The organism is Amycolatopsis sp. NPDC004772 (assembly GCF_053601215.1).
Window position 1 is genome coordinate 78455 of record NZ_JBSGBK010000005.1, and the last position, 24645, is coordinate 103099.

Annotated in this window: 24 protein-coding genes and 1 riboswitch; of the genes, 9 read left to right on the top strand and 15 right to left on the bottom strand. The window is 72.3% G+C overall.

From position 1 onward, the window contains the following. Positions 1-60: 60 nt before the first annotated feature. Complete coding sequence (locus tag ACWEF6_RS04970; protein WP_449681704.1) at positions 61-1254, top strand: Glu/Leu/Phe/Val dehydrogenase dimerization domain-containing protein; 1194 nt, start codon at positions 61-63, stop codon at positions 1252-1254. On the opposite strand, the gene pip is transcribed toward ACWEF6_RS04970, so the two are convergent. The 5 genes from pip to ACWEF6_RS04995 form a co-directional block, all read right to left on the bottom strand. Further along, positions 1244-2188 (bottom strand): prolyl aminopeptidase, encoded by a 945-nt coding sequence (pip, locus tag ACWEF6_RS04975; RefSeq protein WP_449681705.1) that lies wholly within the window; start codon positions 2186-2188, stop codon positions 1244-1246. The two genes, ACWEF6_RS04970 and pip, sit on opposite strands and share 11 nt — an antisense overlap. A 77-nt stretch (positions 2189-2265) precedes the next feature. Then, positions 2266-2994, bottom strand: a complete 729-nt coding sequence (locus tag ACWEF6_RS04980) for an ESX secretion-associated protein EspG (protein ID WP_449681801.1) — start codon at positions 2992-2994, stop codon at positions 2266-2268. Between the two features lie 64 nt (positions 2995-3058). Next, the gene (locus ACWEF6_RS04985) at positions 3059-4396 is read right to left on the bottom strand and encodes a hypothetical protein (RefSeq protein ID WP_449681706.1); all 1338 of its coding nucleotides are present in this window, start codon (positions 4394-4396) and stop codon (positions 3059-3061) included. 3 nt (positions 4397-4399) lie between these two features. Further along, a complete protein-coding gene (locus ACWEF6_RS04990) occupies positions 4400-5038 on the bottom strand; it encodes a DUF3558 domain-containing protein (protein WP_449681707.1) in 639 nt (212 codons plus the stop codon). A 13-nt stretch (positions 5039-5051) separates the two neighbouring features. Then, positions 5052-5447, bottom strand: coding sequence for a hypothetical protein (locus ACWEF6_RS04995; protein WP_449681708.1), 396 nt, complete (start codon positions 5445-5447; stop codon positions 5052-5054). A gap of 183 nt (positions 5448-5630) precedes the next feature. On the opposite strand from ACWEF6_RS04995, the gene ACWEF6_RS05000 reads away from it, so the two are divergent. From ACWEF6_RS05000 to ACWEF6_RS05020, 5 genes are all read left to right on the top strand, one after another. Then, positions 5631-6212 (top strand): TetR/AcrR family transcriptional regulator, encoded by a 582-nt coding sequence (locus tag ACWEF6_RS05000; protein ID WP_043784004.1) that lies wholly within the window; start codon positions 5631-5633, stop codon positions 6210-6212. A gap of 199 nt (positions 6213-6411) precedes the next feature. Beyond that, entirely contained in the window at positions 6412-7752 is a 1341-nt protein-coding gene (locus ACWEF6_RS05005; protein WP_449681709.1) for a hemolysin family protein, read from the top strand. Then, positions 7749-8792: a hemolysin family protein gene (locus tag ACWEF6_RS05010; RefSeq protein ID WP_449681710.1), complete on the top strand. Its 1044-nt coding sequence runs from the start codon at positions 7749-7751 to the stop codon at positions 8790-8792. The genes ACWEF6_RS05005 and ACWEF6_RS05010 overlap by 4 nt, the downstream gene beginning before the upstream one ends. Next, positions 8789-9664 carry a 3-methyladenine DNA glycosylase gene (locus ACWEF6_RS05015; RefSeq protein WP_449681711.1) on the top strand — a complete coding sequence of 292 codons (876 nt, stop codon included), beginning with the start codon at positions 8789-8791 and terminating at the stop codon, positions 9662-9664. The genes ACWEF6_RS05010 and ACWEF6_RS05015 overlap by 4 nt, the downstream gene beginning before the upstream one ends. Before the next feature lie 116 nt (positions 9665-9780). After that, positions 9781-11679 (top strand): hypothetical protein, encoded by a 1899-nt coding sequence (locus tag ACWEF6_RS05020; protein WP_449681712.1) that lies wholly within the window; start codon positions 9781-9783, stop codon positions 11677-11679. 3 nt (positions 11680-11682) lie between these two features. Here the strand turns inward: ACWEF6_RS05020 and ACWEF6_RS05025 are convergent, their stop codons facing one another. The 3 genes from ACWEF6_RS05025 to ACWEF6_RS05035 are packed head-to-tail and all read right to left on the bottom strand — an operon-like array spanning position 11683 to position 13636. Further along, positions 11683-12462: an aldo/keto reductase gene (locus ACWEF6_RS05025; RefSeq protein ID WP_449681713.1), complete on the bottom strand. Its 780-nt coding sequence runs from the start codon at positions 12460-12462 to the stop codon at positions 11683-11685. A 40-nt stretch (positions 12463-12502) separates the two neighbouring features. Continuing rightward, positions 12503-13297, bottom strand: coding sequence for a helix-turn-helix domain-containing protein (locus ACWEF6_RS05030; RefSeq protein ID WP_449681802.1), 795 nt, complete (start codon positions 13295-13297; stop codon positions 12503-12505). 45 nt (positions 13298-13342) lie between these two features. Then, positions 13343-13636, bottom strand: coding sequence for a hypothetical protein (locus tag ACWEF6_RS05035; protein WP_449681714.1), 294 nt, complete (start codon positions 13634-13636; stop codon positions 13343-13345). A 159-nt stretch (positions 13637-13795) separates the two neighbouring features. Between ACWEF6_RS05035 and ACWEF6_RS05040 the strand changes: the two genes are divergently transcribed. Continuing rightward, positions 13796-14155 (top strand): nuclear transport factor 2 family protein, encoded by a 360-nt coding sequence (locus ACWEF6_RS05040; protein ID WP_449681715.1) that lies wholly within the window; start codon positions 13796-13798, stop codon positions 14153-14155. A gap of 40 nt (positions 14156-14195) precedes the next feature. Here the strand turns inward: ACWEF6_RS05040 and ACWEF6_RS05045 are convergent, their stop codons facing one another. Further along, positions 14196-15350: an NAD-dependent epimerase/dehydratase family protein gene (locus ACWEF6_RS05045; RefSeq protein ID WP_449681716.1), complete on the bottom strand. Its 1155-nt coding sequence runs from the start codon at positions 15348-15350 to the stop codon at positions 14196-14198. A 139-nt stretch (positions 15351-15489) separates the two neighbouring features. Between ACWEF6_RS05045 and ACWEF6_RS05050 the strand changes: the two genes are divergently transcribed. Further along, positions 15490-15987, top strand: a complete 498-nt coding sequence (locus ACWEF6_RS05050) for a GtrA family protein (RefSeq protein WP_310973016.1) — start codon at positions 15490-15492, stop codon at positions 15985-15987. Here ACWEF6_RS05050 and ACWEF6_RS05055 read toward each other — a convergent pair. From ACWEF6_RS05055 to ACWEF6_RS05070, 4 genes are all read right to left on the bottom strand, one after another. Beyond that, positions 15917-18091: a glycosyltransferase family 2 protein gene (locus tag ACWEF6_RS05055; RefSeq protein WP_449681717.1), complete on the bottom strand. Its 2175-nt coding sequence runs from the start codon at positions 18089-18091 to the stop codon at positions 15917-15919. The two genes, ACWEF6_RS05050 and ACWEF6_RS05055, sit on opposite strands and share 71 nt — an antisense overlap. Continuing rightward, positions 18088-19023 carry an NAD-dependent epimerase/dehydratase family protein gene (locus ACWEF6_RS05060; RefSeq protein ID WP_449681718.1) on the bottom strand — a complete coding sequence of 312 codons (936 nt, stop codon included), beginning with the start codon at positions 19021-19023 and terminating at the stop codon, positions 18088-18090. The genes ACWEF6_RS05055 and ACWEF6_RS05060 overlap by 4 nt, the downstream gene beginning before the upstream one ends. 47 nt (positions 19024-19070) lie before the next feature. Further along, entirely contained in the window at positions 19071-21947 is a 2877-nt protein-coding gene (gene gcvP / locus ACWEF6_RS05065) for an aminomethyl-transferring glycine dehydrogenase (protein ID WP_449681719.1), read from the bottom strand. 312 nt (positions 21948-22259) lie between these two features. Then, positions 22260-22358: riboswitch (glycine riboswitch) on the bottom strand. Positions 22359-22400: 42 nt separating this feature from the next. Then, the gene (locus ACWEF6_RS05070) at positions 22401-22979 is read right to left on the bottom strand and encodes a MerR family transcriptional regulator (protein ID WP_033260631.1); all 579 of its coding nucleotides are present in this window, start codon (positions 22977-22979) and stop codon (positions 22401-22403) included. A 299-nt stretch (positions 22980-23278) separates the two neighbouring features. Here ACWEF6_RS05070 and ACWEF6_RS05075 point away from each other — a divergent pair, with 299 nt between their 5' ends. Beyond that, positions 23279-23890 carry a TetR/AcrR family transcriptional regulator gene (locus ACWEF6_RS05075; protein WP_449681720.1) on the top strand — a complete coding sequence of 204 codons (612 nt, stop codon included), beginning with the start codon at positions 23279-23281 and terminating at the stop codon, positions 23888-23890. Here ACWEF6_RS05075 and trxA read toward each other — a convergent pair. Further along, entirely contained in the window at positions 23871-24206 is a 336-nt protein-coding gene (trxA, locus tag ACWEF6_RS05080) for a thioredoxin (protein ID WP_449681721.1), read from the bottom strand. The genes ACWEF6_RS05075 and trxA overlap by 20 nt on opposite strands. Positions 24207-24217: 11 nt before the next feature. Further along, positions 24218-24613 carry a MerR family transcriptional regulator gene (locus ACWEF6_RS05085; RefSeq protein ID WP_449681722.1) on the bottom strand — a complete coding sequence of 132 codons (396 nt, stop codon included), beginning with the start codon at positions 24611-24613 and terminating at the stop codon, positions 24218-24220. Positions 24614-24645 lie beyond the last annotated feature (32 nt).

The following is a 24645-nucleotide window of genomic DNA, read 5'->3' on the forward strand; positions in this document are numbered from 1 at the left end:
CGCACGCTCGTGATGGCGGTCACGAGGCCGCCCCGGACTTCCCTGGAGGTGAGTGGCCCGATGACCCCCGCCGAACCGCTGATGCGGCTCACGTGGACCGACCCCGTCACTGGCGCGCACGGCTACCTGGTCGTGCACAGCCTGGTCTCCGGTGTCGCCACCGGCGGCACCCGGATGCGGGCCGGCTGCACGATGTCCGAGGTCGAGGACCTCGCCCGGGGCATGGCGAACAAGACCGCGACCTTCAACCTGCCGGTCGGCGGGGCCAAGGGCGGCCTCGACTTCGACCCCAAGGACCCGCGCGCCTTCGACGTGCTGAAGCGCTTCTGCGCGTTCCTGCGGCCGTGGCTGGACGCGCACTGGGTGACCGCCGAGGACCTGGGCGTCCCGCAGCACCTGATCGACTCGGTGTTCGCCGAGCTCGGGCTGGAGCAGTCGTACCACGCGGCGATCCGCCGTTCGGCCGATCCGGCCCGTACCCTGCGCCGGGTGCAGGCGGGCCTCAACGCCCCGGTCCCCGGCGGGCTGCTGCTCGGCGACGTCGTCGGCGGCTACGGCGTGGCGCAGGCGTGCCTGGGCGTCGCGGCGGCGTGGGACTGGGACGTGCGCGAGACGACGGTGGCGATCCAGGGCATCGGCACGATGGGCGGCGGCGCGGCCTGGTACCTGCACGAAGCCGGGGTGAAGGTGGTCGCGGTGGCCGACGCCGCGGGCACGCTGTACGACCCCACCGGGCTCGACGTCCCGGCGCTGCTGGACCTGCGCGACCGCTTCGGCGAGGTGGACCGTTCCCGGCTGCCCGCCGGGGTCCGTGCGCTGCCGCGCGAGACGATCGTCGGGATCGACGCGGACATCCTCGTGCCGGCCGCGATCTCCTACGCGCTGCGGCCGGACAACGAGAGCGTGGTGAAGGCCAAGGTGGTCGTCGAAGCGGCCAACGCGGCGACGACGCCGGACGCGGAGGCCGCGCTGTCGGCCCGCGGGATCGCGGTGGTGCCGGACTTCGTCGCCAACGCAGGCGCGGCGGCCTGGGCGTGGTGGCTGCTGCTGGGCGAGGTCGGTGCGGACCCGGCCGACTCGTTCCTGCGGCTGCGCACCGAAATGCAGGCGAAGATCGCGCTGCTGCTGGCGGAGTGGAACCTGGACCGGCTGCCGCTGCGCGTCACCGGGCTGCGGCTCGCCGAAGCCAACCGCGCCCGGCGCGCCGACGCCGCGCTCGCCCCGGAAGGCGAGCCGGGCCTGCTCATCCCCTGAGCGCGAACCGGTCGGTCGCGCCGATCAGGACGTCCTGCATCGTCGCGGCCGACACGGTGTGCCCGACGTCGTCCAGCATCACCAGCTCGCTGCCCGGCCAGGCGTGGTGCAGCAGCCAGGGCGTGCCGACGAGGTTGCTCGTGTCCAGCACGCCCTGCGCCAGCACCGCGGGGATGCCCGCGAGCTTCCCGGCCTGGCGCAGGATCTCGCCGTCTTCGAGGAACGCGCGGTTGCTGAAGTAGTGCGTGACGATCCGGGCGAAGCAGAGCCGGTACGCCGGGTCCTCGAAGACGTCGGGCGGCGGGACGCCCGGCAGCATCGCGTCCTCCCAGGCGCACCAGTCCTTCGCGGCCCGGTGGTGGACGGCGGGGTCCGGGTCCATCAGGAGCCGGTGGTAGGCCGCCGAAAGGTCGCCGTCGCGCTCGCTTTCCGGCACGCCTTCGCGGAACTTGGCGAAGCCCTCCGGGAAGTAGGCGCCGAGGCCGCGGATGAGCATCTCGATCTCGACGAAGCGATCGGTCGCGAGGCCCATCAGAACCATCTCGCTGACGCGCTCGGGGTGGCGCAGCGCGTAGGTCAGGCTGAGCACGGAACCCCAGGAACCGCCGAACAGCAACCACTTTTCGATGCCGAGGTGGGTGCGCAGGCGCTCGAAGTCGGCGACCAGGTGGCCGGTGGTGTTGGCGGACAGGTCGGCGACCGGGGCACCGGCGTGCGGGGTGCTGCGGCCGCAGCCGCGCTGGTCGGCCAGGACGATCCGGTAGCGCGCGGGGTCGAAGAACCGGCGGACGTTCGCGGAGCAGCCGGAGCCGGGGCCGCCGTGCACGACGAGCGCGGGCTTGCCGTGCGGGTTGCCGCAGGTCTCCCAGTACATCTCGTGGCCGTCGCCGACGTCGAGCCGGCCGTGGTCGTAGGGTTCGATCTCGGGGTACATCGGCGCGTCCTCCCGCCCGGATACAACAGCGCTGTCACATTATCGCCTGGACGCGTTCCCGCGCACGCGTTTTTCGGTCAGCCCAGGGTGCCGGCCAGCTCGGTGAGCGTGTCGGCCAGCTCCCGCGGGCCCGCCGGGCCGATGTGGATGACGGCGTCGTCGCCCGAGCCGGTCGTGTAGCTGAGGTAGCGGCCCCAGTCGGTGTCGGCGTAGTGCAGCGGCTGCTGCAGGCAGGTGTGCCGCCCGATGTCGTCACGACGGCCGACGTAGAGCTCCCCGCTGCCCGAGACGGGCCGCTGCACGAGGCTGACGACGTCGGCGACCGCCGGAGCCAGCGGATAGGCGGCCTGCCCGCGCCGGGCGGCCTCGGTCAGGTCGGCCACCCGCACGGTCCGCGGGTGTCCCCCGCCGGGCCCGACCGGCGGCAGCTGCTCGACGAGCGCCTCGGCCAGCCGGTTCCGGTCGATTTCCTGCACGCCGACGTGCGTCCCGTCGGAGACGGCGAGGACGGCCTGCAGCCCCTTCGCGGCGGCGAGGACGCCGTAGGTCTGGCCGCCGGTGCCGACCCAGCCGTAGCACTCCCGCGCGGGGCTGACCAGCAGCGGAAGCCAGTCGAGGAAGTCGACGGTGGCCCGGCCGCGGGCATCGACGAGCCCGGCCTCGGCGAGCGCGGCGTCGACCCGCTTGCCGGCTTCCTCACGTTCGTCGTCCGAGAGCCACAGAGGCTCCGGACGCAGGGTGAGGTGCAGCTGGCCGACCTGTTCCCGGTCGGCCAGCGCGGCCAGCGCCTCGACCGGAACGTCCACCCGGCCTGTTGCCACGTCCACCTGCCTCTTGTTCGCTTTGGTCGCCCTATTCGCCTTATTCGCCTTATTCGCCGATGACCGGCGGGCTGGTCCGCTGGTCGGTCCCGAAGATCGCGTCCGGATCGGCCTCGATCAGGTAGTCCGGCCGCTGGTGCTCGTCGTCTTCTTCGCCTTCGCCCCGGCGCCCACCGGGCCCCATGGGCCCCATCTGCCCGCCACGCCCGGCGGCCGACCGCGCGGCGGCCGCCTCCGCGGCGGCGGCGTTGCCGAGACTGCCCATGCCGGAGCCGCGGCCGCTGCCGAGGGCGCGTTCGCCTGCCGCGCCCGCCCCGCTCCCGCCGCCTGCCCCGGATCCGGTGCCTCCCCGGCCGGTGGAGTCGAGGAGCCGGCCGCCGGCGTTCCCGCTGTTCGGGCCGCGGCCACCGCCGGTGCCGGAATTGGGGTCGTTGGGGTTCGGGAAGTTCGGGCCGTAGTTCTGGCCACCCCCGGTGTTGGTGGGGTAGAAGTCCACCCCACCGGTGTTCGGCGGCGTCTTCCCGGGCTGGTCGGTGGTCTGCCCCGGCCGCGTCGGCACGTTCGGGCGGCCGGTGCCGGTGGTGTGGGTGTCGTCGCCGCCGGTTCCCCCGGTGCCGCCCGTTCCTCCGGTGCCGCCGGTGCCGCCGGTCCCTCCGGTTCCGCCCGTGCCCCCGGTGCCACCCGTGCCACCGTTCCCGCCGGGCTTGTCCCCGCCGCCGGTCTGCCCGGGATCGAAGCCGGTGGTCGAGGTGTGGTCGTCGCTGCCGGGATCGCCTCCGGGGTGCCCGGGCAGCCACTTGCTCCGGTCGGTCGGCTCGACCCGGCCGGGGCCGTCCGGAGTGGTCACGGCGATGGCGGCACCGTCGGACTCGAGGATGCCGTATTCGGTCGGGAGCGAGGCCCGCGTGCCGCTGGTGACGTTGCTGTACTGGTCCATCACGCGGACGTTGGTCTCGTTCGCGGCGTTGTACTTGGCCATCCCGGCCTGGTAGGAGTCGATGTCGTCCTTGGCCATGAACGGCCCGGCGATCGGGATGGCGGCCTTCAGCCCGGTGGTCCAGGGATTGGGTTTGTCGGGCTTCGGCGGAACTTCGACGACGGCATTGCTGGAGGAGTCGAAGACGGCGGCCTGGGTGTCGACGGAAACCTTGGTGATGTCGAGCGGCGCGGCGGTTTCGGCGAAGGCCTGTTCCAGCGGACCGGCACCGGCGTTCGCCGCGTCCGCGGCGTCGCCGGTCCACGAGTTCACCATCCGCGACTGCAGCGCCTTGATGCTCGCGCCCCGCTCCATGTAGGCGTCGGACAGCTGCTGCACCGTCTCGGCCACCTGGCGCAGGCCGTTGGTGTCGCCCTGTCTGAAGTTCTCGTAGATCTGCTTGCCGTCCACTCGTCAGGCCCCCTTGAGTGTCTTGATGATGCTCGCCGCCACCTGGCCGGCCACCGCGCAGGAGTCGTCCTGGCCCTGGTAACCCTGGGCGTACACGTTGAACGCGAGGTCGTCGGCGATGCCGACGTCCAGGCCGCAGCTGCCGAGCGCGCGCTCGTCCTGGACGTCGACGTAGATCGCCGGGTAGCCGTCGACGTCCGGGGCGCGCTCCAGGAACTTGGTGATCTTGCCGGAGCGGTAGGCGGCGTAGGCCCCGGCCAATCCGCCCGCCCCCTGCTCACGGTTGCCGGTGCCGAGCGCGGCCGAGAGCCCGAGCCCTTCGCCGGAGAGCTTCCACAGGCAGGACGGCCCCGCCGCGGTGGTCGGCGTGTCCCCTTGCGGGGTGTACTTGCCCGGATCCGTGTACCGCAGTGAAGCCAGCAGGTCCTTCGGCACCAGTCCGCACGGGTCGGAGGCGTACTTGCCCGCGTCGAGCGGCGGCTGGGTCACCTTGGGCACTTCCGGGTCCACCGGCGACGTGCCCGCCGGCGCCGAAGAGCTCGGGGCCGGGGACGCGACACCCCCCGTCGTCGGGTTGCAGGCAGTGGCCAGTCCCGCGGAAACGACCACGGACACGGCGAGGACGCAGATTTTGCTTCGCACGAGGTTCGTTCGCCTATGCCTTGAAGGTGTCCGACAGATCCTGGTCGGTGACCACGGTCTTCGACTGGGCTTCCTTGAGCTTCTTGATGTACGCCTGCGCGTACTTGCGCATCGAGTCGTTCTGGCGCTGGAGGGCGGAGATCGAGTCGCCGGTCGTCGACGCGTAGCTGTCGCTGGCCGGGTCCTGTCCCGGCGCCACCCGGTCGGCAAACCGGAGCCCCTTGATCTTTTCGCCGTCGTCGACGATCTTGTCCAGCAGGTCCTCCCACTGGCCGATCACCGCGGCGAGCTCCTCGGGGTCCATTTTGAACTGGCCGCCCTTGCCGCCGCCGCCGTAGACGCGGCCCGGGGTGTCGAAGACGTCGCCCCACAGCGCTCTTGCCGCCGCGCCCGCCTCACCGATGATCACCGCGCACCTTCCCCTCAGCTCACCCACCGTGATGGGGCAAACCTTAGCCAACCGTCTCACTTCGTGTCAGCGAATCGCCGCAACGTTCGGACGGTGGGGGCAACCGGGCGGTTCCCTGCACTCCGGGTCACAGTACGTACGTACGGATTGCGAACTCCCGGTCCGCGGTGCCAGGATTTCAGGATGCCACGCGTAAGCCAGGATCACCTCGACGCACGCCGGCGCCAGATCCTCGACGGCTCGCGCGTCTGCTTCGCGCGCTACGGCTACGAAGGTGCCACAGTCCGGCGCCTGGAGGAAGCCACCGGTCTCTCGCGCGGGGCCATCTTCCACCACTTCCGCGACAAGGAGTCGCTCTTCCTCGCCCTCGCCGAGGACGACGCCCTGCGGATGGCCGACGTCGTCGCCGAACAGGGCCTCGTCCAGGTCATGCGGGACCTGCTCGCCGGGGGCGACCACCCCGCCGACTGGCTCGGGACGCGCCTGGAGGTGAGCCGGCGGCTGCGCACCGATCCCGAGTTCCGCGGCCGGTGGGCCGAACGGTCCGAGCAGCTCACCACCGCCACCCGGCTGCGCCTGCTGCGCCAGCGCGAGGCCGGCAACCTGCGGGACGACGTCGACGTCGACGTCCTCACCGCCTTCCTCGAGCTCGTCCTCGAAGGACTCGTCTCGCACCTGGCCATGGGCCTGCCCGCCGCCGGGCTCGGGCCGGTGCTGGACCTCGTCGAAGAAACCGTGCGCCGGCACCGCCCGAGCCGGGGATGAGCGCTCCGACACACCCGGTACGCGAGCGGCGAGCGCGAAAGACACGTTAAGATTGTCGCAATAACCGCAGTACACGCCGATTTCCCGCTAGGAGTGACCGTTTCGTGCGCGCAGCGCAGTCACCCGGTGACAGTACCGGGCCGGGTGACCGACCCGGCTGTCCGATAGGTTCATCCCCCGCCACCGAGGCGGGTGCGGAATGATCCAGATCCTTCTCGCCGTCTCCGGCGTCCTCCTGTTCGTCCTGCTGACGATCGGCACCGGGCTCGCCGTCGCGGCCGAGTTCTCGCTGACCGCCCTGGAACGCAGCACCGTCGAGGCCAACGTCCGCCAGGTCGGCGACCGCCGCGCGCTGACCGTCCAGAAGGCCCACCGGACGCTGTCCTTCCAGCTCTCCGGCGCCCAGGTCGCGATCACGCTGACCACGCTGATCACCGGGTACCTGGCCGAGCCGCTGATCGGCGAGCTCGTCCGGCCGCTGCTGACCGGCCTCGGGCTGCCCGCCGGGTTCGCCGGCGGCGCGTCGATCGTGCTCGCGCTGATCATCGCCACGTCGCTGTCGATGATCCTCGGCGAGATGCTCCCGAAGAACCTGGCGATCGCCCGGCCGCTGCCGACCGCCCGCGCGGTCGCCGGCTACCACTCGCGGTTCTCCTCGCTCTTCCGCTGGCTCATCACGCTGATGAACAACAGCGCGAACTTCCTCGTGCGGAAGTTCGGCGTCGAACCGCAGGAAGAGCTGAGGTCCGCGCGCTCGCCGCAGGAACTGGGCTCGATCGTGCGCTCCAGCGCCGAAAGCGGCACGCTCGACACCTCCACCGCCGAGCTGCTCGACCGCTCGCTGCGGTTCGGCGAGCGCACCGCGGAGGAGCTGATGACCCCGCGCGTGCAGCTCGAATCGCTCGCCGTCGACGACACCGTGGAAGACCTCATCGAGATCTCCCGCCGCACCGGCTTCTCCCGGTTCCCGGTGCACGCCGAGGACCTCGACGACGTCCGCGGCGCCGTGCACGTCAAGCAGGCCTTCGCCGTGCCCGCGGCGGACCGGGCCGCCGTGCCGATCGGCTCGGTCATGCGGCCGGTGCCGACCGTGCCGGAGTCCCTGCCCGGCGACGACCTGCTGCTGCGCCTGCGCGACTCCCGCTTCCAGCTCGCCATCGTCGTCGACGAGTACGGCGGCACGGCCGGGCTGGTGACCCTGGAGGACGTCGTCGAGGAGATCATCGGCGACGTCCGCGACGAGCACGACGAGCGCGAAGCGCCGGCCTCCCAGCAGGTCGGCGCGGACAGCTGGCTGGTCTCCGGGCAGCTGCGCGCGGACGAGGTCACCGGTGTCACCGGGTTCCGGATGCCGGACGGTGACTACGAGACCATCGCCGGGCTGATCCTCGAGCGGCTGGGCAAGATCCCCGCCGAGGGGGACGCCACCGAGGTCGACGGCTGGCTGCTCACCGTGACCACGATGGACAAGCGCCGGATCGCCGAGGTCGAGGTCGCCCCGGTCCGCGCACCGGCCCCGCAAGCGGAGGTGGCGTCGTGAGCGACTGGCTGAACATCGCCCTCGTCGTCGTCCTGCTGCTGGCCAACGCCTTCTTCGTCGGCGCGGAGTTCACGCTGATCTCCTCCCGGCGCGACCGGCTCGAAGCCTTGCTGGAACAGGGCAAGACGCGCGCGCGGATCGTCATCAACGCGAGCAGGCACGTCTCGCTGATGCTCGCCGGCGCGCAGCTGGGCATCACCATCTGCTCGCTGCTGCTCGGCCGCGTCGGCGAGCCCGCGATCGCGCACCGGCTGGCGGCGGGCTTCGACGCCCTCGGCCTGCCCGAGGCGCTGCTGCACCCGATCTCGTTCGCGATCGCGCTGGCGTTCATCACCGTGGCGCACGTGCTGATCGGCGAGATGGTGCCGAAGAACCTCGCGATCGCCGAGCCCGAGCGGCTCGCGCTGTGGCTGGTGCCGGCGCACGTCGCGTGGGTGAAGCTGGCCAACCCGTTCATCTGGCTGCTGAACTTCGTGGCCAACTCGCTGCTGCGCGCGTTCCGCGTCGAGCCGAAGGACGAGCTGGAGACGGCCTACACGTCCGACGAGCTGGCCGAGCTGCTCAGCGAGTCGCGCCGCGAAGGCCTGCTCGACCAGTCCGAGCACCAGCGGCTCGCCCAGACGCTGTCGTCGGTGCAGAAGACGGTGGCCGACGTGCTGGTGCCGACCGCCGAGCTGACCACGCTCCCCTGCGGCCCGACCGTCGGCGAGGTCGAGCGGGCGGTGTCGTCCACCGGCTTCTCGCGGTTCCCGGTGTGCACCGACGACGGGCGCCTGACCGGCTACATCCACGTCAAGGACATCCTCGACCTGGCCGGGCAGGACCCGGGCACGACGGTGCCGTCCTCGAAGACGCGCGCGCTGACCGAACTGCGCGCCGACGCCCGGCTCGACGTCGCGCTGTCGGCCATGCGCAAGGAGCGCAGCCACCTCGCGCGGGCGCTGGACGAAAACGGGAACGCCGTCGGCGTCGTGGCGCTGGAGGACCTGGTCGAGGAGTACGTGGGCACGGTGCGCGACGGCACCCACGTGAGCGCATGACCGAAGTACTCGCCGAGGCGGACTGGCTGGCCCGGGAGGCGGCGCACGTCGCGCGGATGCGCCGCTGGACCGGCCCGCACCAGGAGCGGCGGGCGCGCGGCGAGAAGCACCCGGTGCTGGACTTCCTCTTCACGTACTACTCGTACCGGCCGTCCCACCTCGAGCGGTGGCAGCCCGGGCCCGGCGTCGCGCTCGCCGGGCCCGCGGCGCGGCGCTTCCTGGACCGCAAGGGGTACGTCGCCACGCCCGAGGGCGTCCTGCTCGACCCGGCGGGCTTCGGCGAGGGCAAGGTGCGGACGGCCGAGTTCGTCCTCGCCCTGCTGACCGCGACGGCGTCCCGCGCGCCCCGGCTGAGCTGCTTCGGGCTGCACGAGTGGGCGATGGTGTACCGCGAGCCCGCGGATTCGGTGCGGCACAACCAGGTGCCGCTGCGGCTCGGCTCGGCGGGCACCGACGCGGTCGTGGAGTCCCTGGACATCCGGTGCGGGCACTTCGACGCGTTCCGCTTCTTCACCGGCCCGGCGCGGCCGTTGAACGAGCTGGCGCCGTCGCGGGAGACGCAGATCGCACTCGAGCAGCCGGGGTGCCTGCACGCGAACATGGATCTGTTCAAATGGGCGTACAAGCTCGACCCGTTCGTGCCGGCGGAGCTGGTGGCGGATTGTTTCGAGCTGGCGGTCGAAATCCGGACGCTCGACATGCGGGCGAGCCCGTACGACCTGGGTTCGTTCGGCTACCCGCCGGTGCGGATCGAGACGGCCGCGGGCCGGGCGGAGTACGCCCGGGCCCAAGGGGAGTTCGCCCGCCGGGCGGCGCCGCTGCGTCATCGCCTGATTGCGCATTGCCATCGCCTGGTCAGCGCAGCACCCTGAGCGCGGCCCACTGTGAGTCAGATTATTCTCTCACCGATACTCACCTGTTAGGGTGATAACGGTTTGATTGCATAGCAGCGCGTGCTTGGCATGCGCTCACCCCGAAAGGATGACGGATGGGGCGACACTACCGGGACGAGGAGCCGGTGCCGCACCCTCAGGACCGCACGCCACGCGTGCCCGCCGAGGGCCGCAGCGAGGCCTCCGGCGCCTTCCGCACCCCGGGGCGCAGCTCCATCTCGGACGCCTTCGGCATCGCCCGGGTGCCGGGCGAATCGTCCGGTTCGGTGTTCTTCACGGAAGGGGCGCAGGCGCCCGGCTTCCCGCCCGCGCCCGACGGCCCGGCCACCCGCCGGGGTGAGGCCTCGGGGGCGTACCCGGCCGCTTCGGGGTCCCACCCGGTCGCCCGCCGGGGTGAGGCTTCGGGCTCGTACCCGGTCGCCGGCGGCGATTCCGCCGTGACGCGCGCGCCTCGCCGGAGCGAAGCTTCCGGGGCCCACCCGGTGACGAGCAGCGAGATCACGACGACCATCGCCACCCGCCGCGGCGAGGCGTCCGGCGCCTACCCGGTCGCCGACAGTGCCGCCACCGCCACCCGTTCCCGGCGCGGTGAAGCCTCCGGCGCTTACCCGGTCGCCCACCCCGAGACCACGCGCCGCGGCGAGGCCTCGGGTTCCTACCCCGCCGCCGAGAGCGCGACTCGTTCGCAGCGCCGTGGCGAGGCCACCGGCGCGGCCGAGAGCGCCACCCGCGCACCCCGCCGCGGCGAGGCGACCGGCGCCCACCCGGTCACCGACACCACCCGCACCCGCCGCGGTGAAGCCTCCGGCGCCTACCCGGTCACCAACGGCGAAGCCACCGGCGCCACCGCCCGCTCCCGCCGCGGCGGGACGACCGGCGCTCACCCGGTCACCAACGGCGAAGCCACCGGCACCACTCCCCGCACCCGCCGCGGCGAGACCACCGGCGCCCACCCGGTCACCGAAGGCGAAGCCGCCGAAACCACCTCGCGCTCCCGCCGCAAGGACCGCGGCGCCCCGGTCCCGGACCGCGTCGAGACGCCCGGCTCCGGCAGGTCCACCCGCGCGTCCCGCCGGGCCGAAGCCACCGGTGCGCACCCCGTCACCCCCGTCGGCGAAGGGACTTCCCCGCGGTCCCGCCGCCGGGGCGGCAAGGCCCCCGCGGAATCCGCCGCCGAGCGGACCGAGGTCATCACCCCGCCGGACGAGGACGTCGCCACCCGGCCCGAAGACACCGGCACCGGCACCGGGCCGCAGACCCCGGGCCGCGGCGAGCGCACCGACTCCACCGGGCCCCAGCGCGCCGGCCGCGGGGACAGCACCGGGCCGAACCGGACTCCGCGCAGCGAAGGCACCGGCTCGCACCGGATCGTCGGCAAGAGCGATGCCACCGGGTCGCACCGGATCGTCGGGAAGAAGGCTCCGCGCCGCCGGATCGCCGGCTGGCCGATCGCCTGCCTGGTGCTCGCCGTCCTCATCGGGCTCGGCGTCGTCGGCTGGAACTGGGCCGACAACGAGCTGAACAGCCGGGCCGAGGCGCAGGCCGCCAGCTGTGACGGCGGCACCACGCACATGCGGGTCGTTGTCACGCCGAGCGTGCAGAAGCCCGTGGCCGCCGCGGCCGACCGGTGGAACCAGGCCGCCACCGTCGTGCACGGGCAGTGCGTGCACGTCATGATCGAGGCCAAGCCGTCGGCGCAGGTGCTCGACGCGCTGGTCGGCCGGGCCAAGCTGGACTCCATCGGCGGGCTGCCCGCCGCCTGGCTGCCCGAATCGTCGTACTGGGTCAGCGAGCTCACCACCAAGAAGCCCGAGATGATCGGCTCGCCCGCCCAGTCGGTGGCGAACGCGCGCTCGGCGGACTACCCCTTCATCGGGCTCGCCGGCCCGGGTGTCGACGACACCGCGCTGCGCGCCGCCCAGACGTTCCGCGAGTACCTGGAGCAGCCGGCCCAGCAGGCCGACTTCGCCGCGGCGGGCATCAAGTCCACCTAGGCGCTAGACCCGCGTGCCGTTGTCGAGCTCGGCCACCACGGCGAGGTCGTCGTCGGCCAGCTCGAAGTCGAAGATGCCGAAGTTCTCCCGGGTCCGGGTCGTGGTGGCCGACGCCGCCACCGCGACCGTGCCGGTCTGCAGGTGCCAGCGGAGCACGATCTGGGCCGGGGTCTTGCCGTACTTGGCGGCGAGCGCGGTGACCGTCTCGTCGGACAGCAGCGCCGCGTTCGCGGCCGGGCTGGCCGCGGCCGTCACGATGCCGCGCTCGGCGTGGAACTCGCGCAGCGGCACCTGCTGCAGCCACGGGTGCAGCTCGACCTGGTTCACCGACGGCACCGCGCCGGTCGCGTCGATCAGCCGGCGCAGCTCGGCGACCCCGAAGCCGGCGACGCCGATCGCGCGGGCCCGGCCGTCGGCGCGCAGCCGGCTCAGCGCGCGCCAGGTGTCGGTGAACGCGCCCTTGGTGCCCTCCAGCAGGCAGAGATCGGCCCGCTCGAGCTGCAGCGCCGCCAGCGCCTGGTCAGCCGCCCGGCGGGCGTTGTCGTAGCCCTGGGCGGGCACGTGCACGCTGACGAAGAGGTCCTCGCGGGGCACTTCGGCCGCGGCGAGCACCGCGCCCACCGCCGCCTCGCTGCCCGGCGTCGTGTCGATGCCGCGGTAACCGGTGTCGAGGGCGATGCGGACGGCCCGGCCGATTTCGGACGGCGACAGGCCGGCGACGCCGAACAGCAGCTGGGGGATGCGGACTCCGACGGACAGGGCGAGCGAAGGCGGGACGGCCATCAACCGGTGATCCTCACTTCGGATGCTGCGCGGACCCCCATCATCCCACCCGGGCGGCCCGCTCGCGCAGGTACGCCGCCGTCGCGCTGTCGGCCGGGAAAAACGACTCGATCACCAGTTCCGCCACGGTGACGTCCAGCGGGGTGCCGAACGTGGCCACGGTGGAGAAGAACGTCAGGTCGACGCCGTCGTGGCGGAACTTCAGCGGCACGAAGATGTCACCCGGTCCGGGGACCTCCACCTCGGGCACGGCCTGCTCGCACGGGTACCCGCGCAGCTCGTCCAAGAGCTCGGCGAGGCCGGCGTCGGCGGTCTGGGTCACCTGGCGCCGCAGCCGGCCGAGCAGGTGGGCGCGCCACTCCCCCAGGTTGAGGATGTGCGGCGCCATGCCGTCCGGGTGCAGGGTCGCGCGCAGGACGTTGGTGGTCAGCTCGGGCGGGATCCCGGCGACGAACAGCCCCACCGCGGCATTGGCGTCGACGAGGTCCCAGTTCCGGTCGACGACGGCGGCCGGGTACGGCTCGTGGCCCGCGAGCAGCTGCCGCACCGCCCGGCGGACGGCGTCCAGCTCCGGGTCGCTTAGCGCGGTCTCGGTGTAGGCGGGCGCGTACCCGGCGGCGAGCAGCAGCCGGTTGCGTTCCCGCAGCGGGACGTCGAGGTGTTCGCCCAGCCGCAGCACCATGTCCCGGCTCGGCTTGGAGCGGCCGGTTTCCACGAAGCTGAGGTGGCGGGTCGAGATGTCCGCCGAGATCGCCAGATCGAGCTGGCTGATCCGGCGCCGATCGCGCCATTCGCGCAGCAGCTCCCCGACGGGCCGCTGCCGCCCCTGCACCATGGTCGTCACGCGAGCGACGCTACGGCGGGCGCGGCGTGGCGGCCATTACTTCCGGGGTAATGGCTCGATCTCCGCGCCGGCCGGGCAAAAGCCCTCCAGGCGGTCCATCAGCTCCAGGACGGCGTCGCAGGCCGGATCGTCGGTCCCGCCCGGGGCGCCGTCGGCGATGAAGTCCAGCGCCGCCCCGCACCCTCGCAGCAGGGCGGCCTTGGTGACACCGGCCGCGTAACCCGCGGTCGCCACGGCTTCGAGCGCGGCCCACGCCTGCCCGGCGCGGGCCGCGGCGACCAGGTCGCGGACCAGGGCCGGGGCCGCGGGCGGCTCGGCGTCATTCGTCATGCCCGGAGTGTGCCGAGCCGCGGCCGGGGCGCGCCACCGGATTCCGCGGCCGCACCGGCATTACCTCTCGCGTAATCGACGGGCCGCCGCTCGTCCGCCAGAGTCGGTTCCAGCACCGGATGACGGCGGAACCGTTGTCCCCCAACCGAAGGAGTCACTATGACCGACGTCCGCAGCCTCGTCGAGCGGTACCTGGCCGTCTGGAACGAGACCGACGCCGGCAAGCGCCGGGCGCTCGTCGCCGACGTCTTCACCGAGACCGCCGGCTACACCGATCCGCTCGGCGCCGTCACCGGGCACGACGGGATCGACCGGTTCGTCGCCGGGGCCCAGGAGCAGTTCGGCGGCCTGACCTTCAGCCTGCCCGCCGAGCCGGACGCTCACCACGACCTCGCGCGCTTCCAGTGGTACCTCGGCACGCCCGGTGCCGAGCCGGTCGCCATCGGGTTCGACGTCGTCGAGCTCGAAGACGGGAAGATCGCCCGGGTGCACGGCTTCCTCGACAAGCTGCCCGGCTGAAACCGTGGGGGCTCCCCACGCGGGAGCCCCCACGGACTCCCTAGCTCTTCAGCGCGCCGCGCCAGCGGACGGTCGGGCGCAGCTTCTCCGGGTTCACCCGGTGCTTGTTCGCGCCCACGATGTCGAACATCGACTCGATCAGCGTGTCCGACAGCAGGTGCGGCTCCAGGCCCAGCCCGACCAGCCCGGTGTGCTTCACGTTGTAGTAGTGCTCCGGCGCCTCGGTGCGCGGGTTCTCCAGGTGCTCGATCTGCACCGGGCCGGGGAACCGGTCGGCGACCAGCTCGGCGATCTCGGCCACCGACATGCTCTCGGTCATCTGGTTGAACACCCGGAACTCCCCCGGCTCGGCGGGGTGCTCGACGGCCAGGCGGATGCACTCCACGGTGTCGCGGATGTCGATCAGGCCACGGGTCTGCGCGCCCTTGCCGTACACGGTCAGCGGCTGGCCCAGCACGGCCTGGATGACGAACCGGTTGAGCACCGTGCCGAACACCGCGTCGTAGTCGAAGCGGGTGGCCAGGCGCGGGTCCAGCGCCGTCTGCGGGGTCTGCTGGCCGTACACCACGCCCTGGTTGAGGTCCGTCGCCCGCAGGCCCCACGCGCGGCAGGTGAATTCGATGTTGTGCGAATCGTGGACCTTGGTCAGGTGGTAGAACGAGCCCGGCCGCTTCGGGAACAGCACGCGGTCGGAGCGGCCGTTGTGCTCCAGCTCCAGCCAGCCCTCTTCGATGTCGATGTTGGGCGTGCCGTATTCGCCCATCGTGCCCAGTTTGACCAGGTGGATCGCCGGGTCGATCTCCGCGATCGCGTACAGCAGGTTCAGGTTCCCGATCACATTGTTGTGCTGCGTGTACACCGCGTGTTCGCGGTCGATCATGGAATACGGCGCCGACCGCTGCTCGGCGTAGTGGACGACGGCGTCCGGCGCGAAGTCACGCACCGCCGCGAACAGGAACTCCGCGTCGAGGAGGTCGCCTTCGTAGCTGGTGATCGTCCGGCCGGAGACCTCGCGCCAGGTCGCGATGCGGTCGGCGAGGGATTCGATCGGGACCAGGCTTTCCACGCCGAGTTCGGCGTCGTACCCGCGCCGCGCGAAATTGTCGAGAACGGCCACCTCGTGGCCTTTGTCCGATAAGTGCAGCGCGGTCGGCCAGCCCAGATATCCGTCACCGCCGAGAACCAGCACACGCATTGTGCCGCCTTTCCTGCTCGTTTACGCCACACGAACGCTATAGATCACGTGCTGATGAAGACCTGGCAATGACCTGTGAATCTCCTATGCATGAGGGGGTCGGACGGCAGCGCGACCGGCCCGCGGGGAGGATGGGGGCATGACGACCGTAACCAACGGCGTGCGGCCCCGCACGGCGGACGAAACCCGCCATCGCGGCTGGGCCCGCCTGGCGCGCGCCGCGACGACGTCGGTCGCGGCCACGGTCCTCAGCCAGGTCGTGCTGCTCGCCGTCCTCGCCACCGGCGGCGCCGCTTCGCTGGCGAGCACGCTGGCCTGGGCGGCCGGCGCGGTGCTGAACTTCCTGGTCACCCGCCGCTGGGTGTGGGGCCGCACCGGGCGCCCGCGCGTCCGCCGCGAACTGCTGCCCTACCTCGCGGTGATCGGGCTCGGCGGGCTGGCGTCGATCGGCCTGACCACCCTGGCCGGCTCGCTGCTGACGCCCCTCGACCTGCCGCACTTCTGGTGGGTCGTGCTCGTCGACGGCGCGTACGTGGCCAGTTACGCGCTGGTGTTCGCCGTCAAGTTCACGCTGCTCGACCGGTTCGTGTTCGGCCGCGGCGCAGCACGTACCCCCGCCACCACGTCCCGGTCATGACCCGCGCGTAGTTGGCGCCGTAGACGAGGCTGCCGCCCTTCTTGCTCTTGCCCGCCTTGCGCAGCCGCATGCTCATCGGCAGCTCGGTGACGCGGGCGCCGCGCGCGGTGACGCCGAGCAGCAGCTCGGACGACTGGTACTGCGGCTCGTTCAGCGGGACCGAGCAGGCCAGCTCCGCCCGCATCGCGCGGAAGCCGAACGACGTGTCGGTGATCCGCCGGGCCGTGAGCACCGACGCCAGCGCCGCGAAGACGCGCACGCCGAGCCACCGGACGCGGCTGTCGGCTTCCTCGTGCCCGAGCCGCCGGGACCCGGTGACGAAGTCCGCGGTCCCGTCGACGACCGGCCTGACCAGGGCTTCCAGCTCGCTGTTGTCGTACTGGCCGTCGGCGTCGGTCGTGACGACGTACTCGGCGCCGCCTTCGGCCGCGAGGTGGTAGCCGAGCCGCAGCGCGGCACCCTGACCGCGGTTGCGCGGCGCGACGCAGACATACGCGCCGTGCGCTTCGGCGATCGCGGCGGTGTCGTCGGTCCCGCCGTCGACGACGACGAGGACGTCGACCGGCATGCCGAGGCACTCGTCCGGCATCTTCTCCAGCACTTCGCCGATGCCGCCGGCTTCGTTGTAGGCGGCGATGACGACGGTCAGCGGCGCCAGTTCCAGGTCGGGGTGGCGGCCGCGGAAGTCGTCGAGGGCGCCGGAGTCGACGTCGTCGGGGAAGGCGGCGAGCCGCTTCCGGCTGGCCGACGTGAGCGTGGTGAAGCCGAGCGCGCCGGCGACCGGCAGCAGCACGAGCGCCGGGATCTGGTAGCGCCAGGAGAACTGGAACACCGCCGAGGCGAACAGCAGCAGCAGCCCGGCCGACGCCGCGAGCAGGGCCCCGGCCCGGGCCCGGTCGAGGGGTTTCTTGCGCCGGAACACCGTCAGCAGGCCGAGGAGCGCGCCGATGCCGAGGACCGCGCCCGGGACGTACCCGCCGCCGAGCTGGTAGTCGCGCAGGATCTTGGCGAGGGGCTGGTCGACGCTCGCGACGACGCCGTCGTTCTGCAGCGTGACCAGGTCGATCAGGGACTGGTCGGCCCACTGCGGGTAGGTCGGCTGGAACTGCCAGCGGTCCAGGGGGACGTCGGTGGGGTCCTGCTCGCGCGTCCAGGCGAAGCTCTTGGCGAAGTCGTCCAGGATCGCCGCGGCGACGTCGCCGGGCTGCTCCTTCAGGACGTCGATCGCGAACTCGTGCGCCAGCGCGGCCTTGTCCGCGCCGGGCGGGAGCGGGCCGGGCCAGTTCGGGTCGAGGTCGGCGTGGGTGTAGTTGTCGACGAGCCGGGTTTCGCGCGGCTCGGCCGGGCAGAACACCATCAGCGCCGGGTCGAGGTGGAGGTTCGCGCAGTCGGCCACGGCGGCGGTACGGCCGTAGAGCATGTTCCCGGACGGCCCGGTCAGCCCCCACTTCCCGGTCTCCGCGTGCACCCGCGCCGAGTACGGGACCAAAACAGCGAGGAGCCCCAGGAGGCCGGCACCGGCCCGCCGCCAGCCCGCCCAGTGCCGCCAGGCTCCCCCGGCGACGACGAGGAAGACCAGCAGCGGAACGGCGAGGGAGATCCCGATCAGCCGGGTCAGCACGCCGAAGCCGAGCAGCAGGCCCGCCGCGCCGGCGCGCTTCCAGCCGGGGGTGCCCCAGCCGAGCAGGAGCCACAGCAGCCCGAGGAGGACGGCCTCGAACGTCACCTCGGACATGATGTTCTGCTCGATCTGCAGCTGGTAGGCGTCGAGCAGGACCGGGGCCGCGGCGAGCGCGCCGGCCCACGGGCGGCCGCCGAGGCGCAGGACCAGCGCGTACAGGCCGATCGCGATCAGGACGCCGCCGGCGTGCTGCACCGCGGCGACCCAGGCCAGCCCGCCGACGGCGAGCAGCGGCCGCAGGACCAGGTCGTAGCCGATCGGGTCGAGCTGGTCGGCGCGCAGGGCGTGCAGGTTGTCGATGTAGCGGAAGGAATCGATGAACAGCAGCGCCGGGCGGTAGGCCAGCCAGGTCAGCACCCGGAGGGTGATCGCCGGGACGAGGAGCAGGAGCAGCAGCCAGTGCCGCCGGAGAAAAGCCTTCACTGGTTCGCGAGGCCGGAGAAGTACTTCCACGCCGTCGCGAGGCCGTCGGTCAGCGAGACTTCCGGCCGGTAGCCGATGGTCTCCGCGCTCGCCGAGACGTCGACGACGACCGCGGGCATCTCCCCGGCCGGGGCCTCGACGTGCTCGACCGGCAGTTCGGCGCCGGTCACCTCGCGCACGGCTTCGACCATTTCCAGCACGGACACCGAACGCCCGGCGCCGACGATCGCGCGGCCGGAGTAGCCGCTGCCGAGGGCGAGGAGCACCGCGCGGACGACGTCGTCGACGTGCACGAGGTCGCGGCGCTGGCGGCCGTCGCCGTAGACCTTGACGCCGCCGCCGTCCAGCGCGGCCCGCATCATCCGGGGCACGAAACTGTCCTTGTGGGACATTCCCGGGCCGTAGACGTTGGTGAACCGCAACGCACACGTCGTCATGCCGTACGCGCCCGCGTAGCCCGACAGCAGCATTTCGCACGCCGCCTTCGTGGCGCCGTAGGGCGTCAGCGGGCGCAGCGGCAGGTCCGGGGTGATGGTGGCGCCGCCGACGTTGCCGATCACCGCGTTGGTCGAAGCGAGCAGGAAGTTCGGCACCTCGTGGCGGCGGGCGAGTTCGAGGAGTTCCTGGGTGACCAGGACGTTGTCGGCGAAGGTGTCCTCGGGCAGCTCGACCGACTTCAGCACCGACGTCAGCGCGGCGAGGTGCACGATCGCCGCGGTCTCGCGGGTCACGGCCTGCTCGCGGACGGCCGCGTCGCGGAGGTCCCCGGCGACCACGCGGACGCCGGCCAGGTCCTCGGGGAACGGGACCCGGTCCACGACGGTGACCGGGACGCCCCGGTCGCGGAGGGCGTGCACGACGGCCCGGCCGATGAAGCCGCTGCCTCCGGTCACGACCACGGACGTCCGATCAGGACCGTGCCCACTCACCATGGGCGTCAACCTACCCGCCGTTCCTGTGTGCCCGCGCGATGGCTCGCTCAGGCGAACGCCTCCGGCGGCGGGCAGGAGCAGACCAGGTTCCGGTCGCCCGCGGCGCCGTCGATGCGGCGGACCGGCGGCCAGATCTTCGCCGCGGCCGGGCCGGCGGGGAACACCGCGGTCTCCCGGCTGTAGGGCCGGTCCCACTCGCCGGTGACGCACCGGGCGGTGTGCGGGGCCTGCCGCAGCGGCGAGTCCTCGAGGGGCCACTCCCCCGCCGCGACCCGGTCGATTTCCGCGCGGATCGCGATCATCGCCGCGCAGAAGCGGTCGAGTTCGGCGAGGTCTTCGGTCTCGGTCGGCTCCACCATCAGCGTGCCCGCGACCGGGAACGACATCGTGGGCGCGTGCAGCCCGTAGTCCGCCAGCCGTTTCGCGACGTCGTCGACCGTGACACCGGTGGCCTTCGTCAGCGGCCGGAGGTCGAGGATGCACTCGTGCGCCACCAGGCCTTCGTGGCCGGCGTACAGCACCGGGTAGTGCTCGGCGAGGCGGCGGGCGATGTAGTTGGCGTTGGCCACCGCGACGAGCGTGGCCCGGCGCAGGCCCTCGGCGCCCATCATCCGGACGTACGCCCACGAGATCGGCAGGATCGAGGCGCTGCCCCACGGCGCCGCGCTGACCGGGCCGACACCGGTGGCCGGGCCGGCCGCCGGCTGGAGGGGGTGGTTCGGCAGGAACGGCGCGAGGTGCGCGCGGACGCCGATCGGGCCGACACCGGGCCCGCCGCCGCCGTGCGGGATGCAGAACGTCTTGTACAGGTTGAGGTGGGAGACGTCGGCGCCGAAGCGGCCGTACTGGGCGACGCCGATCAGCGCGTTGAGGTTGGCGCCGTCGACGTACACCTGCCCGCCGGCGTCGTGCACCGCCGCGCAGACCTCGCCCACGGTGTCTTCGTACACGCCGTGCGTCGACGGGTAGGTGAGCATGATCGCCGCGAGGCCGGCCCGGTGCTCGTCCACTGTGGACCGCAGGTGGGCGAGGTCGATGTTGCCGCCGGCGTCGCAGGCGACGACGACCACGCGCATGCCCGCCATCACCGCGCTGGCCGCGTTGGTGCCGTGCGCGCTGGCCGGGATCAGGCAGACGTCACGGGCGTACTCGCCGCGGGAGCGGTGGTAGGCACGGATGGCGAGCAGGCCGGCGAACTCACCCTGGCTGCCGGCGTTGGGTTGCAGGGAAACCGCGTCGTAGCCGGTGATCCGGGCGAGCCAGGCGCTCAGGTCGGCGGCCACCTCCAGGAGCCCGGCGGCGTCCTCGGCCGGCGCGAACGGGTGCAGGCCGGCGAACTCCGGCCAGGTGATCGGCTCCATTTCGGCGGTGGCGTTGAGCTTCAGGGTGCACGAGCCGAGCGGGATCATGCTGCGGTCGAGGGCGACGTCCTTGTCCGACAGCTGCCGCAGGCAGCGCAGCATGGCGGTTTCCGAGCGGTGGGCGTGGAACACCGGGTGCGTGAGGTACGCACTGGTGCGCCGCAGCGGGGCCGGGAGCGCGTCGGCGGTGTCCGCGTCGAGGCCGTCCACATCGGACACAGAGGCGCCGAACGCCTTCCACACGCACGAAAGCCGCTCACGAGTCGTGGTCTCGTCGCAGGCGACGCCGACGTGGTCGCCGTCGATCCGGCGCAGCGAGACGCCGAGGTCGCGGGCCGCCGCGACGACCGCGTCCGCCCGGCCCGGCACCGCCGCGACGACGGTGTCGAAGAACTCGCCGTGGACGACCTCGATGCCGCCTTCGCAGAGCCCGGCCGCGAGCACCGTCGCCATCCGGTGGGCGCGCAGCGCGATCGCGTGCAGGCCCTCGGGTCCGTGGTAGACCGCATACATCGACGCCATCACGGCGAGGAGGACCTGCGCGGTGCAGATGTTCGACGTCGCCTTCTCGCGGCGGATGTGCTGTTCGCGTGTCTGCAGGGCGAGCCGGTACGCGGGTGTGCCGTCGGCGTCCTTCGCGACGCCGACCAGCCGGCCGGGCAGCTGCCGCTCCAGGCCTTTGCGCACGGCGAGGTAGGCGGCGTGCGGGCCGCCGAAGCCGAGCGGCACGCCGAACCGCTGCGTCGAGCCGACGGCGACGTCGGCGCCGAGCTCGCCCGGGGGCCGCAGCAGGGTGAGGGCGAGCGGGTCGGCGGCGACGATCACGGCCGCGCCGTGCTTCTTGGCCTCGGCGATGGTGAGGTCGGGTTCGCGGACCGCGCCGGACGCGCCGGGGTAGGCCAGGAGGACGCCGAAGAAGTCGCCGCCGAGCCCGAGCCCGGTCAGCCCCTGGGAGAGGTCCTCGACGACGAGTTCGATGCCCAGCGGTTCGGCCCGCGTCCGCAGCACGGCGAGGGTCTGCGGCAGGGTGTCTTCGTCGACGACGAACCGATTCGACGTGGTCTTCCCGGCCCGGCGCACGAGGGTCATCGCCTCGGCGGCCGCGGTGGCTTCGTCGAGCAGGGAGGCGTTGGCGACCGGGAGGGCGGTCAGCTCCGCGACCATCGTCTGGAAGTTGAGCAGCGCTTCGAGCCGCCCTTGGGAAATTTCGGGCTGGTAGGGCGTGTAGGCGGTGTACCAGGCCGGGTTTTCGAGGACGTTGCGGCGGATGACAGGCGGGGTGAAGGTGTCGTGGTAGCCGAGCCCGATCATCGCGGCGGTGGGCCGGTTTCGGGCGGCGAGCTCGCGAAGTTCGGCGAGGGCTTGGGCTTCGGAGGCGGCCGGCGGCAGTTCGAGCGGCTGCGCGGATTCCCGCAGCGACTCCGGCACGGCCCGTTCGGCGAGTTCGTCGAGGGAGGCGACGCCGATGACGTCGAGGATGTGGCGCAGCTCGGCCGGCCCGGGCCCGAGGTGCCGGTCGGCGAAGGGAATGCCCTGTTCGAGGGAGGCGAGTGACGGATCCACGATGGCCTCCTGGGGACAGCGGAGCATTACTCGACCGACTCTAGAACGGACGGACGAGCGGGAGGTGACCACGGCGGGGGCCCGGGGGCGGAGCCCGCCGGGCGGGGTGTGGGGGTTGCACCCCCACAGAACACTCCGGAGGGTTCGGGGCGAGCGCTTTCCGCGAGCGCAGCTCTCCCGAACCCGGAGGAACCCTCCCCGCTCTGTCTGACCCCGAGGGGCGCCTGAGAGTTTCGCCCGCAGGTTGAGCCGGGCTTGCACCGTCGGCGGGGCCATCAGGGTGTGTCCTGACGACCCGCTTTCCAGAGGCGTCTCGTCCGCGCGGTCCAGGGTGCCTGAGAGGTTCCGGGGAGGACTTGCTCCTTCGGCGCCGAGCTCAAGGTGTGGCTCGGACTCTCCCGCGCGGATTCGTCGACCGCACGGTGAACCTTACTCTGTCTGCCGCGGCGGTGATCACCCGGTCTTGCGGGCGTTGCGGCGCTGGGTGAGTTCGTCCGGTTCGTGCGTCTCGACGATGCCGCCGTCGGCGCGTTCGGCCGGGAACTCGTGGATGGTGCCGCTGATTTCCTGCATCGCGCCGCTGACCGCGATGCCGAAGACGCCTTGACCGCCCTGGAGCAGGTCGACGATCTCCTCCGGTGAGGTGCACTCGTACACCGTGGTGCCGTCGGAGAACAGCGTCACCCGGGCGAGGTCGCGGACGCCGCGGACGCGGAGGTGGTCGACGGCGACGCGGATGTTCTGGAGCGAGACGCCGGTGTCGAGCAGGCGCTTGACGACCTTGAGGACGAGGATGTCCTTGAACGAGTACAGCCGCTGCGAGCCGGAGCCGTGCGCGGTGCGGATGCTGGGCGCGACCAGCTTGGTCCGGGCCCAGTAGTCGAGCTGGCGGTAGGTGATCCCGGCGATCTGGCACGCCGCCGGGCCGCGGTACCCCACCAGCTCGTCGGGCAGCGAGTTGTCGGGGAACAGTTCCCCCTGCTCCCCGGTCGCGACCTCGACAGGCTGCTTCTCGGAACCAGCCTCGACCACGCAAGCCTCCCCTCGCCCGACCTGGTGGCCGGCGAATGACAGCCGGACGGCCCCAGGAGCGGGGCCCGCCGGAGATCAATCACCACGGTCCGGCCCCAGACCGTGAATCACACCGTGGCGATTTCTCTTCTTCGACGGTAAGCGCCCGGACAGTGCCGGTCAACGCGACGCGCGGCAAGCCCAGGCGGTCGGCTGACCCGTTGCGCCGTTCGCCGTACCCCCTCCGGCGTGATCCAAACCCCTTGACCGGATTTACTCAGCCGAGTAACTTTTTACTCATGCAAGTAAACCCTGACCTCATGGCCGAACTGGGCCTCGGCGTCACCGAGGCCGCGCGCCGGGCCCAGATCATCGGCGCCACCATCGGCGTCCTGGCCGACCTGGGCTACCGCCGGACGACCTTCGCCAAGATCAAGGAGCGGGCCGGGCTCAGCAGCACCCGGCTGATCTCGTACCACTTCACGAACAAGGCCGGCCTGATGCAGGCCGTGCTCAGCACGGTCGTCGAGACGAAGGCCGGCTTCCTGACCGAGCGCACCGGCGGGGGCCTCGACCCGGCCGACCGCCCTGGCTACCTGCGGGCGCACATCGAGACGTCGGTGGCGTTCCTGCGGGCCTACCCCGAGTGCGTCCGGGCGCTGACGGAGCTGGCGGCCAACGCCGACGACGCCGACGGCTGGGTGATGACGAAGGTGCTGGTCGACGACCTGCGCGTGCACGGACTGGCCCGCCAGCTGAAGCAGGGCCAGGCCGAAGGCGCCTTCGGCGAGTTCACGCCCGAGGTGATGGCCATGTCGATCGCGCAGGCCATCGACGGCGTCGCCGCGGCCTACGCCGCCGACCCGGCGCTGGACCTGGAGCGGTACGGGCGCGAGCTGGCGGACACGTTCGTCAAAGCGACGGCGCCGTGAGGGCCCGGTCGAGCCGCTCTTCGATGCGGGCCTTCGGGAACGCGCCGACGATCGTCTCGACCGGCTCGCCGCCGCGGAAGAGGATCATCGTCGGCAGCGACATGACCTGGTAGGAGCGGGTCGTCTCCGGGTTCTCGTCGGCGTTGATCTTCCGGACGGCGAGCTCCCCGGCCCGTTCGGCGGCCAGCTGCGCGAGCACCGGGCCGACCATCCGGCACGGGCCGCACCAGGTGGCCCAGAACTCGACGAGCACGGGGACGTCGCTGCCGAGGACTTCGGCGAAGGTCGCATCGGTGACAACCGCAACTTCGGACAAGGCAGGCTCCTTCAGGGGCGCGGGGAATCGGGCACGACACACGGATCGGGCGCCTGCCGGTCGAGGGCGGCGGCGAGTTTCGCGGCCAGTTCGCCGCGGATGCCGCCGAGCCGCGCGAGAAGCGCGTCGGCTTCTTCGAGCTTGCGCCGGTAGACCTCGATGGAGTTCGCGCAGGAGTCGCCGGTCTCGTGGCCGCTGCGCAGGCATTCGACGAACGGGCGCGTCTCCTCGAGCGTCAGGCCGACCGTCCGGAGGGTCTGGATCTCCTGGACCAGCTGGAGGTCGTCCTCGCCGTAGTCGCGGTAGCCGTTGGCCGAGCGTCGGGCCCGCAGCAGGCCCTGGTTCTCGTAAAACCGCAGCGCACGGGTGGTGACACCCGTGCGCTGCGCCAGTTCTCCGATCCGCATGCCCTCGACGCTAGACGTTGACGTCCGCGTCA